Origin of the sequence: Pseudomonas sp. KnCO4, from assembly GCF_045344305.1 — a bacterium.
GTDB classification, from domain to species: Bacteria; Pseudomonadota; Gammaproteobacteria; order Pseudomonadales; family Pseudomonadaceae; genus Aquipseudomonas; species Aquipseudomonas anuradhapurensis.
The window spans coordinates 1635130-1652843 of sequence record NZ_CP174199.1 but is presented as its reverse complement, the minus strand read 5'-3'; the positions used below and the strand labels follow the sequence as shown (position 1 = coordinate 1652843).

Genomic DNA, 17714 nt, shown 5'->3' with positions numbered 1-17714 from the left:
GATAACGCATGGAAACCACCCTCTCATCCGCACCGGCTAACGGGTCGTCATTTATGGAAAAACTCAAGGTCATCATCGCCGACGATCACCCCATCGTACTGCTCGGCGTCCGTGAACTGGTCGAACGCGACCCGCGCTTTTGCGTGGTCGGCGAAGCCGTTTGCTCGCAAGGGCTGATCGAACTGCTCGAACGCCAACCTGTGGACATGGTCATTTCCGACTACAACATGCCGGCAGACTCACCCTACGGTGACGGGTTGAAACTGATCGACTACCTCAAGCGCCATTATCCCGCTGTGCGCATTCTCGTGCTGACCATGATTTCCAACCCGCTGATCCTCACGCGGCTGCAGGAGCTGGGCGTGGACGGTGTCATCCAGAAGAGCCAGCTGCACGGCGAAATCGAGAAGGCGCTGAACGCCGTGGCACGCAACAGCACCTACCGGGCGCCGGAACCGGCAAGGCATTCGGTGGTGGCCTGCAACACCGCCATCGACCAACGGGTAGAAAACCTGTCACCGAAGGAATTCGAAATACTGCGCCTGTTCGTGGCCGGCCAAAGTGTCAGCGAAATTGCCCGCAGCCAACACCGAAGTACCAAGACCATTAGTGCACAGAAAGTTTCCGCCATGCGCAAACTTGAAGTAAACAGCGACCAGGAATTATTGGCCTATTGCCTGGCAAGTCATATCTTCAATTAACCTAGTGTGATTGGCCGACCATTAAGATTCGTCTGATGGGCCAGGGAAACCACCTGACTTATTGTGAGCGTGCATTTAGTTGCAGCACTTACTCACTTTCATGTGGACATCAATATGAATAAATTCTCCCTGGCCGCACTGACCCTCTCGCTGATTACTGCATCAGCCGGCGCCCTGGCTGCCGACCCTACCGGGCCAGTCAAAGGTGGCAGCGGCAAGATTTCCTTCACCGGCGTGATCAACAATGACGCCTGTTCGGTCGACGGCGCCAACGCCGACCGCGTAATCGCCGTGGACATGGGCACCGTCTCGATCAAGGACATGGGCACCGCCGAGAACCCGAGCGCAGGCCGCGTGACCGGCAAGGACTTCAACCTCAACGTCAACTGCAACGTCGGCACCAAGGTGGCGATGGTCTTCGACGCCAACAGCGGCGGCTCGGGCCTGGTCACCGGCAAGAAGGTCCTGGCCCTGACCAAAGGCACCGGCACCGCGGCCAACGTCGGCATCGCCCTGCTCGACCCGAACGGCAACCTGATCGACCTGAGCTCGGCCGCCACCGCCAAGATCCAGAGCGACGTGCACGGCACTGGCGCTGCGGGCGGCGATGCCACCCTGAGCTTCTCCGCAGCCTACGTGACCACCGGCGCCGCCGGCACTGCCACCGCCGGTCGTGGTGACGCCACCCTGCCGTTCATCCTGCAGTACGAGTAATCGATTCGCCGCTGCTCCCCTGCGCGAGGCTCAACAGCCTCGCCACTTCTTCGTCCCGCAAGGTACCCCAACCATGTTGCGTCGTTCTCTGTATCCCGTTTTCGGGTTGCTGGGCATGCTCGTCGCTGCCCAGGCAACCGCCAGCATCTCCCTGAGCGCTACGCGCGTCGTGTTCGACGGTGCTCACAAGGAGGCCAATGTCACCGTGCGCAATGGCAACCAGGAAGTCCTGGTGCAGTCCTGGGTGGATGCCGGCGACAGTGCGCAGGCGCCGTTTGCCATTACCCCTCCCTTGGCCAGGGTGATGCCCAAGCAGGAACAACTGCTGCGCATTCTCTATGAGGGCCAGGGCCTGCCGACCGACCGCGAATCGGTGGTCTGGCTGAATGTGCAGGAAATCCCGCAAGCCAGTACCCAGGCCAATACCTTGCAGTTGGCGGTGCGCCAACGCATCAAGATTTTCTTCCGCCCGGCCAACTTGCCCGGCAATGCCCTGCTGGCACCGGAACAATTGGTCTGGCAAGTAACCCGGCACGCCGGCAAGGCACAGCTGAGCGTGAACAACCCCAGCCTGTATCACGTGTCGATGGCTGACATCGAAGTCAAACGCGGTAACCAGAGCGTGTTCAGCGTCGACTCGAGCATGATCGCCCCCGGTGAACAAAAGACCTTCAGCTCGGCACTTTCGCAAGTGGACGGCCCGCTGACGCTCACCTTCAAGAGCATCAACGACTATGGCGCCCAGCATGGCTATTCCGTGCTGCTGAACCCTGCCCAGCCAGGTAGCGCCAAGCCTGCCGAACCCGCCATCAGCTTGTGACCGCATAACGCCCACCTCGCGCGCCCCGGTCGTGTGCGGCCTCCCGTGCCCAGCCCGTGCCGGGACATGAAATAGGTTCCTCGTATGTCTTTGTCCATCGCCCCCCGCTCCGTAGACGGTGCCGATGCAGGCGCGCGCGCGCTCAATGGCGGCACGCCTCGCCCGGCCTGGAAGCTCAATGCCCTGTCATTGCTGCTGTGCAGCGCGCTGCCCGGCCTCGCGACGGCGCAGGACGATCCCCAGCTGCTGGGCTTCAACACCACCTTTTTGCAAGGTGCGCAATCGGCGGTCGACCTGCAGTTGCTGCTATCGGCCAGCAACGTGTTGCCGGGCAACTATCGGGTAGACCTGTACAGCAACGAGGTACTGGTGGGCCGGCGCGACATCGACTTCAACCGCAACCCTCATACCGGGCGCGTGGAACCGTGCCTGACCCTGGAGTTGCTCGGGCAGTTGGGCATCGACATGGACAAGCTCAGGGCCCAGGGGCGCCTGGATACCGCGCAGGCCTGCCACGACCTGCCCACGCTGATCGAGCAGGCCAGCCTGAACTATGACTCGGCTCACCTGCGCCTGTCCGCCAGCATTCCGCAAGTCGCCATGAAGCGCGGCCTGCGCGGCTACGTCGACCCGCAACTGTGGGATGCCGGGGTGTCTGCGGCATTCGTCAACTATCAGTTCAACACCAGCCGCAGCGGCGGTGATGCCGACACCCGCATCAACAACAACCTGAGCCTGCGCAACGGCATCAACCTGGGCAGCTGGCGCTTGCGCAACGAGTCGAACTTCAGCAGCGGCACCGGGCGCCCGGACAGCTTCAAGAGCAACCGCAGCTACCTGCAGCACGATGTGACCGCGCTCAAGGGCCAGTTCAGCGCCGGCGACATCTTCAGCGACAGCGACCTGTTCGACAGCGTGCGCTACCGGGGCCTGAAGCTGGCTTCGGACGAAGGCATGCGCGCCGACAGCGAGCGCGGCTACGCACCCGTGGTGCGGGGCGTGGCGCAGACCAGCGCCAGGGTCGAGATCCGCCAGAACAGCTACCTGCTGTACACCGCCAACGTACCGCCCGGCCCGTTCGAGATCAGCGACATCTACCCCAGCGGCTCCAACGGCGACCTGGAAATCACCATCATCGAGGCCGACGGTCGCCGCCGGGTCAGCGTGCAGGCGTTCTCCAGCCTGCCGCTGATGGTCCGTGGCGGCCAGGTCAAGTACAGCCTGTCCGCCGGGCGCTACAACAGCAACAGCGAGGGCCTGGCGACGCCGCAGATGCTCAGCACGACGCTGGCCTACGGCCTGACCAACACCGTGACCGGCGTGGTTGGCCTGCAAGCCACCGACGACTACAAGGCACTGGCCTTGGGCAGCGGCCTGAACACGCTGGTGGGCGCCTTTTCGCTCGATGTCACCCATTCCTCGAGCAAGGCCCAGGGCCAGACCACCCAGGGCAACAGCCTGCGGGCGCTGTACGCCAAGACCTTCACCGGCACCGATACCAACTTCACCCTGGCCGCCTACCGCTACTCCACCGAGGGCTTCCGTACCCTCACCCAGCATATCGAGGACCAGAGCAGCGACGCGATCAAGCGCAGCGGCAACTCCAAGACCCGCACCGACCTGACCATCAACCAGAGCCTGGGCCGCGACCGCGCGCTCGGCAGCCTGTACCTGACGGCCAGCGACCAGCGCTACTGGAACCGCGGCGGTTCGCAGAGCCTGTCGGCCGGCTACAGCAACAACTGGGGCGATATCTCCTACAACCTCGACATCAGCCGTACCAAGGAGCTGGGAACCTCAGGCCCTGCGGGGCAGGATACCCAGTTCAACCTGTCGCTGTCGTTCCCGCTTGGCAGCCGCGCCCGCGCGCCGCGGGCGTTCGTCACCAGCAGCACGCAGAAAGGCAACGACACCACCCAGGCCGGCATCAACGGCTACCTGTCGGAAACCAGCGACACCTTCTATTCGATCCAGGGCGGTCACAGCCGCACCAGCGGCAGCTCGGCCTCGGCCAACCTGAACACCCGCACCTCGGTCGCCGACATCAGCCTGGGCTACAGCCAGGGGCGCGGCTACGATGCGCAGAACCTCAACATCGCCGGCGCCGTGGTTGCCCACCAGGGCGGTATCAACCTCGGCCAGACGCTCGGCGAAACCTTCGCCCTGGCCGAAGTACCGGGAGTGCCGGGGGCGAAGATCAGCAACTACAGCGGCGTGGAAACCGGGCGCAACGGCTATGCGGTGATCCCCAGTGCCCAGCCCTATCGGGTCAACTGGATCAGCTTGGACACGCGCGACCTGGGCGGCGACATCGAGATCGACAACGCCACCCAGCAGCTGGTGCCGCGCCGCGGCGCCGTAGTGCTTGCCCGCTACACCGGCAAGAGCGGGCGTCGGGTGCAATTCGAGCTGTTCGACGAGCGCGGCCAGTTGCTGCCGTTCGGGGCATCGGTGGAGGACGCCGAAGGCCGCCAGCTGGCGATTTCCGACCCGAGCGGCAAGGCCTTGGTGCTGCTGGAGCAGGACCAGGGCAGCCTGACCATCAAGTGGGGCGAGCGCCAGTGCGCGGCCCACTACGACCTGCCGGAACGGGACACGGCGGTCAACTACGAGCGCCAGCGCCTGATGTGCCAACCGTGACACCCGGTCTGTCGCGCAGCAGAGAATGCGCCTAACTGCCCGGCAGCTTTGGTATGATCCAGTCGCGATACTGCAAACGCAGTGCAACAGGGACTCCAGAGCTGATGAATCAGGCTGCGTCATGTCCTTGATTTCTGCACGGCCGGCTCATTTTTAGGTGAAAGCTGAAGTTTGATGCGAAAACTCCTGGCAAGCACCCTGGCGCTGGTGATGGCCGCCGCACTCTGTGGCTACGGTTTCTGGACCCAGCAGCGCCCGGAAGGCCATTACCTGTCCGACCTGCGCATCGAACTGGCGCTGAACCATGGCGTACCCGGCGAGCGCGGCAACCTGCTCGGCGTCGAGCCGCTGCTGTACCCGGGCGACTACCAGAACCTGCAACGCCTGCACCGCAAGCTCGCGGCCTACCTGGAGCAGGCCCGGGCCCAAGGCCTGGTCGGCCCGCGCACGGTGGTGGTGCTGCCCGAGCACATCGGTACCTGGCTGTGGGCGCGCGGCGAAAAGAACGAGCTGTACCAAGTCACGCAAAGCCGGGAAGCCCTGCAATGGCTGGAGCTGAGCAACCCGCTGCGCTATGGCCTGGCCATGCTCGGTGCTGACGGCGACGACCGCCGCGCCGACGCGCACCTGCGCATGAAGGCCGAGCAGATGGCCACGGACTACCAGCAACTGTTCGGTGGCCTGGCCAAGGAATTCAACGTGACCCTGGTGGCCGGCTCGATCGTGCTACCCGCCCCCTATGTGAAGCAGGGCGTACTGCATGCCGGCAGCGGCCCGCTGTTCAACAGCAGCATGGTGTTCGCCGGCGATGGCTCGCTGCTGGGCCAGCCACAGCGTCAACAGTTCCCCGACAGCGAAATGCGCCGTTATGTCCACGATGGCCGCCAGCAGCCTTTGCAGGTCGTGCAAACCCCCGCCGGGCGCCTGGGGGTACTGGTGGGCAGCGACAGCTGGTACCCGGAAAACCACCAGCAACTGGCCCGCCAGGCAGTGGAACTGATCGCCAACCCGGTGTTCCTCAGCGGCAAGGGCAGCTGGCAGGCACCCTGGCGTGGCAATCGCCACCAGGACGCCAGCGCCAGGTTGCCCTTGCAGCGCGGCGAAGTCAGCGAACAGGCTGCCTGGCAGCACCTGACCAAGGCCGCCGGTGCCGATGTCAGCAGCATGAGCGTGTTCATGCGTGGGCAATTCTGGGAACAGGGCAGCGACGGCCAGGGCTTTGCCCACCAGGCTGGCGAACTGCTGGCGGGAACGCCCAGCCCTGGCGCCCGCCTGCTGAACCTGTGGCTGTAGGCCGATGGCCCGCCCCCGTGTGCGCCTGGGCGACCTTTCGGTCGGTTTTGTCCAGCCGCTGAGCGAGGCCCTGCGCGAGCTTGGCCACGACCCGCAGCCGCTGTTGCAGCGCTATGGCCTGGGCGCGGCACGCCTGGGCGAGGCCAATGCACGCTTGTCGATACCGCGCTACATGCACCTGGGGCATGCCGCCATCGAGCTCTGCGGTGAGGCTGCGCTGGGCCTGCACATGGGGCGCCTGAGCCGTCTGGCGCAGGCCGGGCTGGCCGGGGTCACCGCGGCCCAGGCACCCAGCGTGGGCGAGGCAGCACGCACCCTGCTGCGCTTCGAGCCGTTGTATGCAGCCAACTACCGTGGCCATTCCACTTTCCATGAAGATGCCCACGGCGCCTGGCTGCGCTTCTACTCGATCAGCCCCTACAACGCCTACAACCGCTTTGTCGTCGATTCCCTGCTCGCGGGCTGGTTGGCCCAGCTGAGCGACCTTGCCGGCACACCGGTGCAGGCCGAACGCCTGGAAATCGAATTTGCCGCCCCCGCCTATGCCGAGCGTTACCAGCCGTTGTGCGCTACACCCGTGCAATTTGCCGCCGAAAGCAATCAGCTGCGCCTGAGCCGCGCCACGCTGCAGCTGGCCAACCCGCGGCATTGCCCAAGCACCTGGCAGCACCTGCTGCAGTTGTGCGAGGCAGAGATGCTGCAACGCACCCGCGTACGCAGCCTGGGAGAGCGCATCACCCACCTGCTGGGCCCGTTGCTCAATGGCGGTCGCGAACCGGACCTGGAAGAAGTGGCGCGGCACCTGCAGCTGCCGACCTGGACCTTGCGCCGCAAGCTGGCCGAGGAAGGCACGCGTTTTCGCGACCTGCTCAACGAAACACGGCGCGACCTGGCCGAGACCTACATCCGCGATACGGAACTGGCCTTTGGCGAGATCGCCTATCTGTTGGGGTTTGCCTCGGCCGAGGCCTTCCAGCGCGCGTTCAAGCGCTGGACGGGCCTTACGCCGGGTGAGTTCCGCCGCAGCCAGCGGCGGGTGGGCTAGGCTCTGTGTGAAAAGCCTTGATACTCGGTGATGCTGCGTTGAAAACAGCCTCGGAATGCTCATTTACAACCCGTAAACTCCGCTTCCTCGGCTGTTTTCGCCTTGCCTGACCTTCGTCTCAAGACTTTTCACACAGACCCTAGAGCTCGGTGGCGTCGTCAGCCGGTTCCGGAGTGTCCAGTTCATAAGCCTGGTATTCGAGAAGTTCTTCCTGGTATTCGTCCATCGACCTGCGTCCTCTCATCTCATGATCTTTATCGGTGTCGCCTTCAACCTAAGCAGGTGGAGTGAAGGAATGATGACAATCTTATGAGTGGTAAACGTAGCAGGTGTTCAGGACATGATCACCGGGCGTCTGTAACAGGGGATGTGTTCGCCCTGTGCCGGCCTCTTCGCGGGCTTGCCCGCTCCCACAGGATCTCCATAGGCTGTGGAGCTTGCGCATTATCTGTGGAAGCGGGCAAGCCCCGCGAGAGTGCTAGAAATCAGAGGGCGGGCGACGCCGCCTCGGCAGGCTGCGCTTGCTGCTGTACTTCAATAGGAGCCGCCTCCGCCGGCGGCGCCACCGGCTGCGAGCCCTGGCTGTCATCCACCACCGGTGCCGCTTCTGCCTCATTGGCTGGGGTAACGGCAGCCGGGGCTGGCGCCGCTTCCACCAAGGGTGCCGCCGCCGGGGCTGGTGCCACCGGTGCCCCCGCAGCTTGCTCCGGCAGCCCCAGGGCAGGCGCGGGCGCTTCGGCCTTCGGCGCGGGCTCCTCGACCTTGGCCTTGCTTTCCTGCTGCGGCTTGGGCTTGGGCAGATAGCTCTCCACCAGGGCGAAATAGCGATCATAGAACTGCGCCGCCGTCACCGTCTCGCTGGCCACCTTGACCATGGAGTCGTCGCTGGAGCCGATCGGCATCGACACCGAGCCCAACACACCCACGCCCAGGCTGGCCGAGGTGTTGGACTTTTTCAGGGCATAGCGGTCCTGCAGGGCGTTGGCGAACATGGTCGAGCGCTGCTCGTCGCTCACATCCGGCGCACAGGTAACGTTGAAGCTGATCTGCAGGTGATTCTCGCTGTTCTGCTGGAAACTCTTGTTGCCCATCACCTGGTTGGCACCGCTGCTGGTGATGATGTACCCCTGGCTGAGCAAGGCGCGCCGGGCGGCCTCGCAAGAGCCGGCATCGCTCACCGGGAAGCTGCGCGAAAAGGTGCCCGAGTCATCGAAATTCTCGTGCTCGTAGACGGCGGCTTTTTTTGAGGAACAACCGGTCACGCCCGCCAGCACCAGGGCCAGCCCGAGCGCACCAAAGACGGAAGATCTGGTCATTGCGTATTCCGGGTAAGTCAGAAAGGTGCCTATTGTGCAACACACGAGGCTGGCACAGGAACCGCTGATCGGTGAAGAGTCTGTCAGATTCGTGTAAATCTGGGCCAAGGCCGGCGATGGCCAGGCGTAGAAACGAAAAAAGCGACCCTGAGGTCGCTTTTTCGTGCTTCGAGGCGTTCAAGGGGCCTCGAGGCGAAGATGGCGCAGCGGACGGGACTCGAACCCGCGACCCCCGGCGTGACAGGCCGGTATTCTAACCGACTGAACTACCGCTGCGTATCATTCAGGCTTGCGCCCGATTGAAACCTGGGTCTACCCTTGCGGCTCGATGGCCTCAGGACAGGCACAAAAAAAGCGATGACTGGATCGCTTCTCTTGTGTTTGCTTCAAGGTGTTCAAGGGACCTTGAAACGAAGATGGCGCAGCGGACGGGACTCGAACCCGCGACCCCCGGCGTGACAGGCCGGTATTCTAACCGACTGAACTACCGCTGCGTATCGTTCAGGCTTGCGCCCGATTGAAACTGGGATCAGCCCAAGGCAGCTTGCCTTGCGACTTCAGACCGGTGCCAGGCACCCATCTGTTACTGAAAATGGCGCAGCGGACGGGACTCGAACCCGCGACCCCCGGCGTGACAGGCCGGTATTCTAACCGACTGAACTACCGCTGCGCAGTGCGCTCCTCTCTGGCTATCGGCTTCTTGCGAAACCTCGAGCACCAGGAAGTTCTCAGGAAGTGGTGGGTGATGACGGGATCGAACCGCCGACCCTCTGCTTGTAAGGCAGATGCTCTCCCGGCTGAGCTAATCACCCTCGCGATGTTGCTTGTTGCGTTTGCTTCGCTGAGGCCGCGAAATTTACGCAGGTGGTGAAGCTAAGTCAATAGCCCCGTTGGATTTTTTTCAAAAAAGGTCGGTTGGCTGCACCGACCTCTTCGCGGGCTCGCCCGCTCCCACAGGATCTCCACCGATCCTGACCTGTGTGAAATACCTGTGGGAGCGGGCGTGCCCGCGAAGAGGCCAGTACAGGATGTGCAGAATGCTCAGGTGTAGATCATCTTGCGGGTCATGCCGCCATCGACCACGAACTCCTGGCCGGTAACGAATGCCGCCTGGCGTGACAACAGCCAGGCCACCATGGCCGCCACGTCTTCCACCGTCCCTACCCTGCCCGTCGGATGCTGGGCATGGTCGGCCTCGGTCAACGGTTCGGCACGGCGCTGCGACGGGTCGCGGGCGTCGATCCAGCCCGGGCTCACCGCATTGACGCGGATCTCCGGGCCGAGGCTCATGGCCAGCGCATGGGTCAACGCCACCAGGCCGCCCTTGCTGGCTGCGTAGGCCTCGGTGTCGGGCTCGGACTGCCGCGCCCGGGTAGAGGTCAGGTTGACGATCGCCCCGTTGTGCGCACGCAGGTACGGCGCACAGTGCTTGGCCAGCAGCATCGGGCCACTGAGGTTGACCGCCAGCACGCGGTTCCACTGCGCCAGGCTCAGGCTTTCCAGGGTGTGGTTGTGCGGGTTGGCAATGGCCGCGTTGCACACCAACGCGTCCAGGCGGCCAAACTGCCCCAGCACCTCGGACACCCCGGCACTGACCTGGGCCTCGTCGGCAACGTCCATGGTAATGAACCAGGCGTTGTCGCCCAGGGCCTTGGCCACCTTGGCACCACGCTGGCGGTCGAGGTCACTGAGCACCACCTGCCAGCCTTCGCAGATCAGCCAGGCGGCAATGCCCAGGCCAATGCCGCGCGCGGCACCGGTGACCAGGGCCACCCGGCCGTTGTGGCCGGGCGCAGCGCCGCCGATCTCGATCACAGTGCCGCCAGCCCGCGCGCCAGGTCGGCCTGCAGGTCAGCCACGTCTTCCAGGCCCACGGCAACACGGATCAGGCTGTCGCGGATACCCGCGGCCTCACGCTCCTGCGGCGTCAGGCGGCCGTGTGAGGTGGTGGCCGGGTGGGCGATGGTGGTCTTGCTGTCACCGAGGTTGGTGGTGATGGAAATCACCCGGGTGGCGTCGATGAAGCGCCAGGCGCCCGCTTTGCCGCCCTTGACCTCGAAGCTGACCACCGCACCGAAGCCGCTCATCTGGCGCTTGGCCAGCTCGTGCTGCGGGTGGCTCGGCAGGCCGGCGTAATGCACCTTCTCCACGCCCTCCTGCTGCTCCAGCCATTCGGCCAGTGCCTGGGCGCTTTCGCAGTGCGCACGCATGCGCAGGCGCAGGGTTTCCAGGCCCTTGGTGAAGATCCAGGCGTTGAACGGGCTGAGGGTCGGGCCTGCGGTACGCAGGAAACCAACCACTTCCTTCATCTGCTCGGCACGCCCGGCAACCACGCCGCCCATGCAGCGGCCCTGGCCGTCGATGAACTTGGTGGCCGAGTGGAACACGATGTCGGCACCCAGCTTCAGCGGTTGCTGTAGCGCCGGGGTGCTGAAGCAATTGTCCACCACCAGCATGGCACCGTGGGCGTGGGCGATCTCGCTGAGGGCAGTGATATCGACCAGCTCGGCCAGCGGGTTGGACGGCGACTCGACGATCAGCAGCTTGGTGTTGGCCTTGATGGCCTTTTCCCAGCCAGCCAGGTCGACCAGCGGCACGTAGTCCACCTGCACGCCAAAGCGCTTGAAGTACTTCTCGAACAGGCTGATGGTCGAACCGAACACGCTTTGCGACACCAGCACGTGGTCACCGGCACTGCACAGCGACATCACCACGGCGAGGATCGCGGCCATGCCGGTGGAGGTGCCCACGGCCTGTTCGGCGCCTTCCATGGCCGCCAGGCGCTCCTCGAAGGCGCGCACCGACGGGTTGGTATAACGCGAGTAGACGTTGCCCGGCGTTTCGCCGGCAAAGCGCGCGGCGGCGTCGGCAGCCGTGCGGAACACATAGCTGGAGGTCAGGAACAGCGCTTCGCTGTGCTCGGCCTCCGGTGAACGGTGCTGGCCGGCGCGCACCGCCAGGGTGTCGAAACCGACACCCTCGAGGTCACTGTCCAGCCGCCCGGCATCCCATTGATCCGTCATGCCGTCGCTCCCGAATCAGTTGTTGTACAGGTCGATGATCGCGCTGACTGCCTGGTTCTTGACCTTGGCCAGGTCATTGCGGGCTTGTTCGATGCGGTCGAGGTAGGCCTCGTCGATGTCGCCAGTGACATATTCACCGTTGAACACCGCGCAGTCGAAGTGCTCGATCTTGATCTTGCCGCCACCGACCGATTCGATCAGGTCCGGCAGGTCCTGGTAGACCAGCCAGTCGGCGCCGATCAACTCGGCCACCTGTTCGGTGGTGCGGTTGTGGGCGATCAGTTCGTGAGCGCTCGGCATGTCGATGCCGTAGACGTTGGGGTAGCGCACCGCAGGGGCTGCGGAGCAGAAGTAGACGTTCTTGGCGCCGGCTTCGCGGGCCATCTGGATGATCTGCTTGCAGGTGGTGCCGCGCACGATCGAGTCGTCCACCAGCATCACGTTCTTGCCGCGGAACTCCAGCTCGATGGCGTTGAGCTTCTGGCGTACCGACTTCTTGCGCGCGGCCTGGCCGGGCATGATGAAGGTACGGCCGATGTAGCGGTTCTTGACGAAGCCTTCGCGGAATTTCACGCCCAGGTGGTTGGCCAGCTCCAGGGCCGCGGTGCGGCTGGTATCCGGGATCGGGATGACCACGTCGATGTCGTGGTCCGGGCGCTCGCGCTGGATCTTCTCGGCCAGCTTCTCACCCATGCGCAGGCGCGCCTTGTACACCGACACACCGTCCATGATCGAGTCCGGGCGGGCCAGGTAGACGTGCTCGAAGATGCACGGCTGCAGTTTCGGCGCGTCGGCGCACTGCTTGGTGTACAACTGGCCTTCTTCGGTGATGTACACCGCTTCGCCGGGTGCCAGGTCGCGGATCAGGGTGAAGCCGAGCACGTCCAGGGCCACGCTTTCCGAGGCGATCATGTATTCCACGCCTTCGTCGGTATGACGCTGGCCGAACACCACCGGACGGATGCCGTTGGGGTCGCGGAAACCGACGATACCGTAGCCGGTGATCATCGCCACCACGGCATAACCGCCGACGCAGCGGCTGTGCACGTGGGACACGGCGGCGAACACGTCTTCTTCGGTCGGCTGCAGCTTGCCGCGTACGGCCAGCTCATGGGCGAACACGTTCAGCAGCACTTCCGAGTCGGAGTTGGTGTTGACGTGGCGCAGGTCGGACTCGTAGATCTCCTTGGCCAGCTGCTCGACGTTGGTCAGGTTGCCGTTGTGTGCCAGGGTGATGCCGTACGGCGAGTTGACGTAGAACGGCTGGGCCTCGGCCGAGGTCGAGCTGCCCGCTGTCGGGTAGCGCACGTGGCCGATGCCGATGTTGCCGACCAGGCGCTGCATGTGGCGCTGCTGGAAGACATCGCGCACCAGGCCATTATCCTTGCGCAGGAACAACCGGCCGTCATGGCTGGTCACGATACCGGCAGCGTCCTGGCCGCGGTGCTGGAGGACCGTAAGCGCGTCATACAGCGCCTGATTGACGTTCGACTTACCGACGATACCGACGATGCCACACATGCGACGCAACCCCTACTTTGACGAAACTTGAGTGAATAGCGCTCAGGGCTTTGCCGGCCCGAGCAACTGTTCCTTGAACGGAAGATCAGCCGGAGTGCCGATCAGCCCACTGGGTGTCCACTGGCCGGTAAAACCCAGGATCAGGTTTTTCGACCAGTCGGCAACCAAGAGAAATTGTGGTATCAGGCGTGATTCCTGCCACCAGGTGTCCTGTTGAACCGGCCCCAGGCTGATCAGCCCGATGGCCACCACCACCAGCAAGGCCCCGCGCGCGGCGCCGAAGGCCATGCCCAGGAAACGATCGGTGCCGGACAACCCGGTCACGCGGATCAGCTCGCCGATGAGGAAGTTGATCATGGCGCCTACCAGCAAGGTGGCGACGAACAGAATGGCGCAGCCGGCGATGACCCGCATCGACGGCGTCTGGATGTAGCTTTCAAGATATACCGAGAGCGAACCGCCGAACATCCAGGCAACCGCGCCGGCAATGATCCAGATGAGCAAGGACATGGCTTCCTTGACGAAGCCGCGCTTGAGACTGATCAGTGTGGAGACGGCGATGATCGCGATGATCGCCCAATCAACCAGGGTAAATGCCACGGTGCTGCCTGCAGACGTTTGAGGCGGCGCATTTTACCAGAGCGGCGAGGGGTTGGGTAAGCGGAATGTCAGGACGATTGCTGTTGGTTTCATCGTCGGCAAGCCAGCTCCCGCAAGGATTGCGCGCCAAAGCGAAACGCGACTTCTGCAGGAGCGGCCCTTGTGTCGCGATCGGGCCGTGCCGCGGCCCCTCGGTTAGTGCTATAGCCGAAATTGCTGGGGCCGCGGCGCGGCCCGATCGCGACACGAGGCCGCTCCTACACGGACCGAGTCAGCAGTATCAGCTGCGCTCGGGCTGGAAACGCACCACAAAGCCCTTGAGGCTGTTCTGGCGGTTGATCGCATCGCGCATGCGCTCGGCCTCGGCGCGCTCGATCAACGGCCCCACGTACACCCGGTTCATGCCACCCGCCGAGCGGACATAGGCGTTGTAACCCTGGCTACGCAAGGTTTGTTGCAGCTTCTCGGCACCGGCGCGGTTGGACAGGCTGGCCAGCTGGATGGACCAACTGACCGGCAGGCCATTGACGTCGATCTTCGAGGGCGCTTCCGCTTTGGCCACGGCAGCGGCCGGGGCCGAAGCGACTGCCGGCTTGGGCTCCGGCTTGGGCTCGACCTTCGGCGCAGGAGCCTGGGCCTTGGGCGGCTGAGCCTGCACCTGAGTTTGAGCCTGGGCCTGGGCCTGCGGCGACGGCGTGATCGGCTGGCTGGGCGGGCTCGCCGGTGCAGTGGATTCTTCTACCACCACCGGGGGCTGTTGTGGCTCTTGCGCAATGGCCTGTGGCTCCGGCACGGCGACCGGCTCCACCTTCACTTCCGGCAGGTTTGGCATGGCCGGTGCCTGCGGGGCCTCGACGTGCACCTGGCGCATCTCGTCCTCGCGGGTGAACAGCATCGGCAGGAAAATCACCGCCAGCGCCACCAGCACCAACGCACCCACCATGCGCTGTTTCATCCCTTTATCCAGCACTGCCATCTACTCCACCCTCCTGGGCGTGCCGCTCCAGCCATTCCAGCGCCTGGGCAACACAGAAAAACGAACCGAACAGCAGGATCTGGTCATCTGCCGTCGCCTGCGCGCATTGCCCCTCGAGGGCGGCGTCGACGCTGGCATAAGACTTCACTGCGGCGCCGAGGTTCGTCAAGGCCGCGGCCAGCTCGGCAGCCGGGCGGCTGCGCGGGGTGTCCAGCGGCGCCACCGCCCAGTCGTCGACCAGGCCCTGCAGCGGCGCGACAACACCGTCCAGGTCCTTGTCGGCGAGCAGCCCGAACACCGCCAGGCGGCGCCCCTTCAGCGGGCGGGCGGCCAGGCGTCGCGCCAGGTATTCTGCGGCGTGCGGGTTGTGCCCTACATCCAGCAACAGCTCCACCGGCCGCCCCTGCCAGCTCAGCAGCCGACGATCGAGGCGCCCGGTGATACGGGTATCCAGCAGCGCCTGGCGAATCTGCCCGGCGTCCCACGGCAGCCCCATCAGCAGGTAGGCTTGCAGGGCGAGCGCGGCGTTCTCCATCGGCAGGTCGAGCAATGGCAGGTCGGGCAACGCTACCGGCTCCCCTGTCGCGGTTGTACCACGCCAGCTCCAGTGGCCATCGGCGCTGGCCAGGTCGAAATCGCGCCCGCGCAGGAACAATGGCGCAGCCAGCTCGGCGGCCTTGTCCAGCAGCGGCTGGGGCGGATCCAGGTCACCACACAGGGCAGGCTTGCCCTGACGGAAGATCCCGGCCTTTTCAAAGGCCACCTGCTCGCGGGTATCGCCCAGGTAGTCGACATGGTCGACGCCGATGCTGGTCACCAGGGCCAGGTCGGCATCCACCACGTTGACGGTGTCCAGGCGCCCACCCAGGCCGACTTCCAGCACCACCGCGTCCAGTTGCGACTGGTAGAACAACCAGAACGCGGCCAGGGTGCCCATTTCGAAATAGGTCAGCGAAATATCGCCCCGCGCCGCTTCGACAGCGGCGAAGGCGTCACACAGGTGCTGATCGCTGGCTTCCTGGCCATCGATCAGCACCCGTTCGTTGTAACGCAACAGGTGCGGCGAACTGTAGACGCCGACCTTCAACCCCTGGGCACGCAGCAGCGAAGCCACGAAGGCGCAGGTAGAGCCCTTGCCGTTGGTACCGGTCACCGTTACCACGCGTGGCGCCAGCTTGCCCAGCGCCAGCCGGGCAAGCACCTTCTGCGACCGCTCCAGGCCCATGTCGATGGCCGTGGGGTGCAACTGCTCGAGGTAGGCGAGCCATTCGCCCAGGGATCGTTGTTTCATCACGCGACGGCAGCCGCCTCACGCGCCTGCTCCGGGGTTTTCTGGCCAGTCATCTGCGCCAGCAGGCGGGCCAGGCGCGGACGCAGCTCACCACGCGGGATGATCAGGTCGATGGCGCCGTGCTCCAGCAGGAACTCGCTGCGCTGGAAGCCTTCCGGCAGTTTCTCGCGCACGGTCTGCTCGATCACGCGTGGGCCGGCGAACCCGATCAGCGCCTTCGGCTCGCCAACGATCACGTCGCCGAGCATCGCCAGGCTGGCGGATACGCCACCGTACACCGGGTCGGTCAGTACCGAGATGAACGGGATGCCTTCTTCACGCAGGCGCGCCAGCACGGCCGAAGTCTTGGCCATCTGCATCAGCGAGATCAGCGCTTCCTGCATGCGCGCACCACCCGAGGCGGAGAAGCAGACCATCGGGCAGCGGTGTTCCAGGGCGTAGTTGGCGGCGCGCACGAAACGCTCGCCGACGATAGCGCCCATCGAGCCACCCATGAAGGAGAACTCGAAGGCACTGACCACGATCGGCATGCCCATCAGGGTGCCGCTCATGGAGATCAGCGCGTCTTTCTCGCCGGTCTGCTTCTGGGCACCGGCCAGGCGGTCCTTGTACTTCTTGCCATCACGAAACTTCAGGCGGTCGACCGGCTCCAGGTCGGCGCCCAGTTCGGCACGGCCATCGGCGTCGAGGAAGATGTCGATGCGCGCACGTGCGCCGATGCGCATGTGGTGGTTGCACTTGGGGCAGACATCCAGGGTCTTTTCCAGCTCCGGACGATACAGCACGGCCTCGCAGGCCGGGCACTTGTGCCACAGGCCTTCAGGCACCGAGCTCTTCTTCACCTCGGAACGCATGATCGAAGGGATCAGTTTGTCGACTAACCAGTTGCTCATGCTTTCTTTCTCCAGTATCGGCAGGCAGCGGCCGCTATCGCCGGCCCTGCCCTTGAGCTCACAATCTTGTATGAAACGATGATGGACCGACCGCCGGGGCTTCCGGCGCGCCACTCCACCGCTAATGTGTCGTTCTGCCGCCTCAGGCGCAGGCGGCTGCCCAACAGGGCTGCGAAAGCTATGGACGATGGCGCGCAGCCAGCCGTCACATCTGCCATCACGCCTGTTTCACCGCCTGCACGAAGGCTTCGATCTTCGCTGCATCCTTGATGCCCTTGGCCTGCTCCACGCCGCCACTGACATCCACCGCGTATGGCCGCACCTGGGCGATGGCCTGGCCGACATTGTCGGCCGACAGCCCACCGGCCAGGATGACCGGCTTGCTCAGGCGCGCCGGTACCAGCGACCAGTCGAATGCCTCACCGGTACCCCCGGGTACGCCAGGTACGTAGGTGTCCAGCAGAATGCCGCGGGCGCTGGCGTAAAGCCGGCAGGCCGCCTCCAGGTCGTCGCCCGGGCGCACCCGCAGGGCCTTGATCCAGGGGCGCTGGTAACCCTCGCAGTCCTGCGGGGTTTCATCGCCGTGGAACTGTAGCAGGTCCAGCGGCACCGCTTCGAGAATCTCGTTCAGCTCGCAGCGTGTGGCGTTGACGAACAGCCCCACCGTGGTCACGAACGGCGGCAGTGCGGCGATGATCGCCCGCGCCTGACGCACGTCCACCGCGCGGGGGCTCCTGGCGTAGAACACCAGGCCGATGGCATCAGCCCCGGCCTCGGCAGCGGCGAGTGCGTCTTCGATGCGGGTAATACCGCAGATCTTGCTGCGAACGTTGCTCATGGACAGCGAACCCTGCTGGTGGCAGTGAAAGGCCGGATGTTAA

15 protein-coding genes and 4 tRNA genes are annotated in these 17714 nt (G+C 64.5%); 6 read left to right on the top strand and 13 right to left on the bottom strand.

The genetic code is table 11. From position 1 onward, the window contains the following. Positions 1–53 precede the first annotated feature (53 nt). The 6 genes from ACJA3S_RS07730 to ACJA3S_RS07705 all read left to right on the top strand — a co-directional run bounded on the left by ACJA3S_RS07730 (position 54) and on the right by ACJA3S_RS07705 (position 7213). A complete protein-coding gene (locus tag ACJA3S_RS07730; protein WP_063913809.1) occupies positions 54–701 on the top strand; it encodes a response regulator in 648 nt (215 codons plus the stop codon). Positions 702–815: 114 nt separating this feature from the next. Next, positions 816–1415 carry a fimbrial protein gene (locus ACJA3S_RS07725; protein ID WP_170028959.1) on the top strand — a complete coding sequence of 200 codons (600 nt, stop codon included), beginning with the start codon at positions 816–818 and terminating at the stop codon, positions 1413–1415. 73 nt (positions 1416–1488) lie between these two features. Beyond that, the gene (locus tag ACJA3S_RS07720) at positions 1489–2235 is read left to right on the top strand and encodes a molecular chaperone (protein WP_170028958.1); all 747 of its coding nucleotides are present in this window, start codon (positions 1489–1491) and stop codon (positions 2233–2235) included. A gap of 84 nt (positions 2236–2319) precedes the next feature. Then, positions 2320–4875, top strand: coding sequence for a fimbria/pilus outer membrane usher protein (locus tag ACJA3S_RS07715; protein ID WP_406821375.1), 2556 nt, complete (start codon positions 2320–2322; stop codon positions 4873–4875). Positions 4876–5049: 174 nt separating this feature from the next. Next, positions 5050–6168, top strand: coding sequence for a nitrilase-related carbon-nitrogen hydrolase (locus ACJA3S_RS07710; RefSeq protein ID WP_406821374.1), 1119 nt, complete (start codon positions 5050–5052; stop codon positions 6166–6168). A 4-nt stretch (positions 6169–6172) separates the two neighbouring features. Beyond that, positions 6173–7213 carry an AraC family transcriptional regulator gene (locus ACJA3S_RS07705; protein WP_406821373.1) on the top strand — a complete coding sequence of 347 codons (1041 nt, stop codon included), beginning with the start codon at positions 6173–6175 and terminating at the stop codon, positions 7211–7213. A 485-nt stretch (positions 7214–7698) separates the two neighbouring features. On the opposite strand, the gene ACJA3S_RS07700 is transcribed toward ACJA3S_RS07705, so the two are convergent. From ACJA3S_RS07700 to ACJA3S_RS07640, 13 genes are all read right to left on the bottom strand, one after another. Then, positions 7699–8529: a DUF2242 domain-containing protein gene (locus tag ACJA3S_RS07700; RefSeq protein ID WP_406821372.1), complete on the bottom strand. Its 831-nt coding sequence runs from the start codon at positions 8527–8529 to the stop codon at positions 7699–7701. Between the two features lie 199 nt (positions 8530–8728). Next, positions 8729–8805, bottom strand: a tRNA-Asp gene (locus tag ACJA3S_RS07695). 141 nt (positions 8806–8946) lie between these two features. Continuing rightward, positions 8947–9023 (bottom strand) — tRNA-Asp (locus ACJA3S_RS07690). 99 nt (positions 9024–9122) lie between these two features. After that, positions 9123–9199: transfer RNA gene (locus ACJA3S_RS07685), tRNA-Asp, on the bottom strand. 66 nt (positions 9200–9265) lie between these two features. Beyond that, positions 9266–9341 (bottom strand) — tRNA-Val (locus tag ACJA3S_RS07680). A gap of 229 nt (positions 9342–9570) precedes the next feature. Beyond that, a complete protein-coding gene (locus ACJA3S_RS07675; protein ID WP_170028953.1) occupies positions 9571–10344 on the bottom strand; it encodes an SDR family oxidoreductase in 774 nt (257 codons plus the stop codon). Continuing rightward, a complete protein-coding gene (locus ACJA3S_RS07670; RefSeq protein ID WP_406821371.1) occupies positions 10341–11552 on the bottom strand; it encodes an O-succinylhomoserine sulfhydrylase in 1212 nt (403 codons plus the stop codon). The genes ACJA3S_RS07675 and ACJA3S_RS07670 overlap by 4 nt, the downstream gene beginning before the upstream one ends. A 15-nt stretch (positions 11553–11567) precedes the next feature. Further along, positions 11568–13073 carry an amidophosphoribosyltransferase gene (gene purF / locus ACJA3S_RS07665; RefSeq protein ID WP_170028951.1) on the bottom strand — a complete coding sequence of 502 codons (1506 nt, stop codon included), beginning with the start codon at positions 13071–13073 and terminating at the stop codon, positions 11568–11570. A gap of 42 nt (positions 13074–13115) precedes the next feature. Then, the gene (locus ACJA3S_RS07660) at positions 13116–13673 is read right to left on the bottom strand and encodes a CvpA family protein (RefSeq protein WP_170028950.1); all 558 of its coding nucleotides are present in this window, start codon (positions 13671–13673) and stop codon (positions 13116–13118) included. A 280-nt stretch (positions 13674–13953) separates the two neighbouring features. Further along, entirely contained in the window at positions 13954–14649 is a 696-nt protein-coding gene (locus ACJA3S_RS07655) for an SPOR domain-containing protein (protein WP_406821370.1), read from the bottom strand. Next, a complete protein-coding gene (folC, locus tag ACJA3S_RS07650) occupies positions 14633–15940 on the bottom strand; it encodes a bifunctional tetrahydrofolate synthase/dihydrofolate synthase (protein ID WP_406821369.1) in 1308 nt (435 codons plus the stop codon). The genes ACJA3S_RS07655 and folC overlap by 17 nt, the downstream gene beginning before the upstream one ends. Further along, positions 15940–16833, bottom strand: coding sequence for an acetyl-CoA carboxylase, carboxyltransferase subunit beta (gene accD, locus ACJA3S_RS07645; protein ID WP_170028947.1), 894 nt, complete (start codon positions 16831–16833; stop codon positions 15940–15942). Before accD ends, folC begins: the two co-directional genes overlap by 1 nt. Before the next feature lie 217 nt (positions 16834–17050). Continuing rightward, the gene (locus tag ACJA3S_RS07640) at positions 17051–17671 is read right to left on the bottom strand and encodes a phosphoribosylanthranilate isomerase (RefSeq protein WP_406821368.1); all 621 of its coding nucleotides are present in this window, start codon (positions 17669–17671) and stop codon (positions 17051–17053) included. Between the last annotated feature and the right edge of the window lie 43 nt (positions 17672–17714).

Excerpts from the sequence above, each read along its gene's own strand:
- ACJA3S_RS07730 (WP_063913809.1), top strand. The coding sequence starts at position 54 with ATGGAAAAACTCAAGGTCATCATCGCCGACGATCACCCCATCGTACTG.
- ACJA3S_RS07710 (WP_406821374.1), top strand. The coding sequence starts at position 5,050 with ATGCGAAAACTCCTGGCAAGCACCCTGGCGCTGGTGATGGCCGCCGCA.
- ACJA3S_RS07670 (WP_406821371.1), bottom strand. The coding sequence starts at position 11,552 with ATGACGGATCAATGGGATGCCGGGCGGCTGGACAGTGACCTCGAGGGT.
- ACJA3S_RS07725 (WP_170028959.1), top strand. The coding sequence starts at position 816 with ATGAATAAATTCTCCCTGGCCGCACTGACCCTCTCGCTGATTACTGCA.
- ACJA3S_RS07655 (WP_406821370.1), bottom strand. The coding sequence starts at position 14,649 with ATGGCAGTGCTGGATAAAGGGATGAAACAGCGCATGGTGGGTGCGTTG.
- folC (WP_406821369.1), bottom strand. The coding sequence starts at position 15,940 with ATGAAACAACGATCCCTGGGCGAATGGCTCGCCTACCTCGAGCAGTTG.
- purF (WP_170028951.1), bottom strand. The coding sequence starts at position 13,073 with ATGTGTGGCATCGTCGGTATCGTCGGTAAGTCGAACGTCAATCAGGCG.
- ACJA3S_RS07640 (WP_406821368.1), bottom strand. The coding sequence starts at position 17,671 with ATGAGCAACGTTCGCAGCAAGATCTGCGGTATTACCCGCATCGAAGAC.
- ACJA3S_RS07720 (WP_170028958.1), top strand. The coding sequence starts at position 1,489 with ATGTTGCGTCGTTCTCTGTATCCCGTTTTCGGGTTGCTGGGCATGCTC.
- accD (WP_170028947.1), bottom strand. The coding sequence starts at position 16,833 with ATGAGCAACTGGTTAGTCGACAAACTGATCCCTTCGATCATGCGTTCC.
- ACJA3S_RS07705 (WP_406821373.1), top strand. The coding sequence starts at position 6,173 with ATGGCCCGCCCCCGTGTGCGCCTGGGCGACCTTTCGGTCGGTTTTGTC.
- ACJA3S_RS07700 (WP_406821372.1), bottom strand. The coding sequence starts at position 8,529 with ATGACCAGATCTTCCGTCTTTGGTGCGCTCGGGCTGGCCCTGGTGCTG.
- ACJA3S_RS07715 (WP_406821375.1), top strand. The coding sequence starts at position 2,320 with ATGTCTTTGTCCATCGCCCCCCGCTCCGTAGACGGTGCCGATGCAGGC.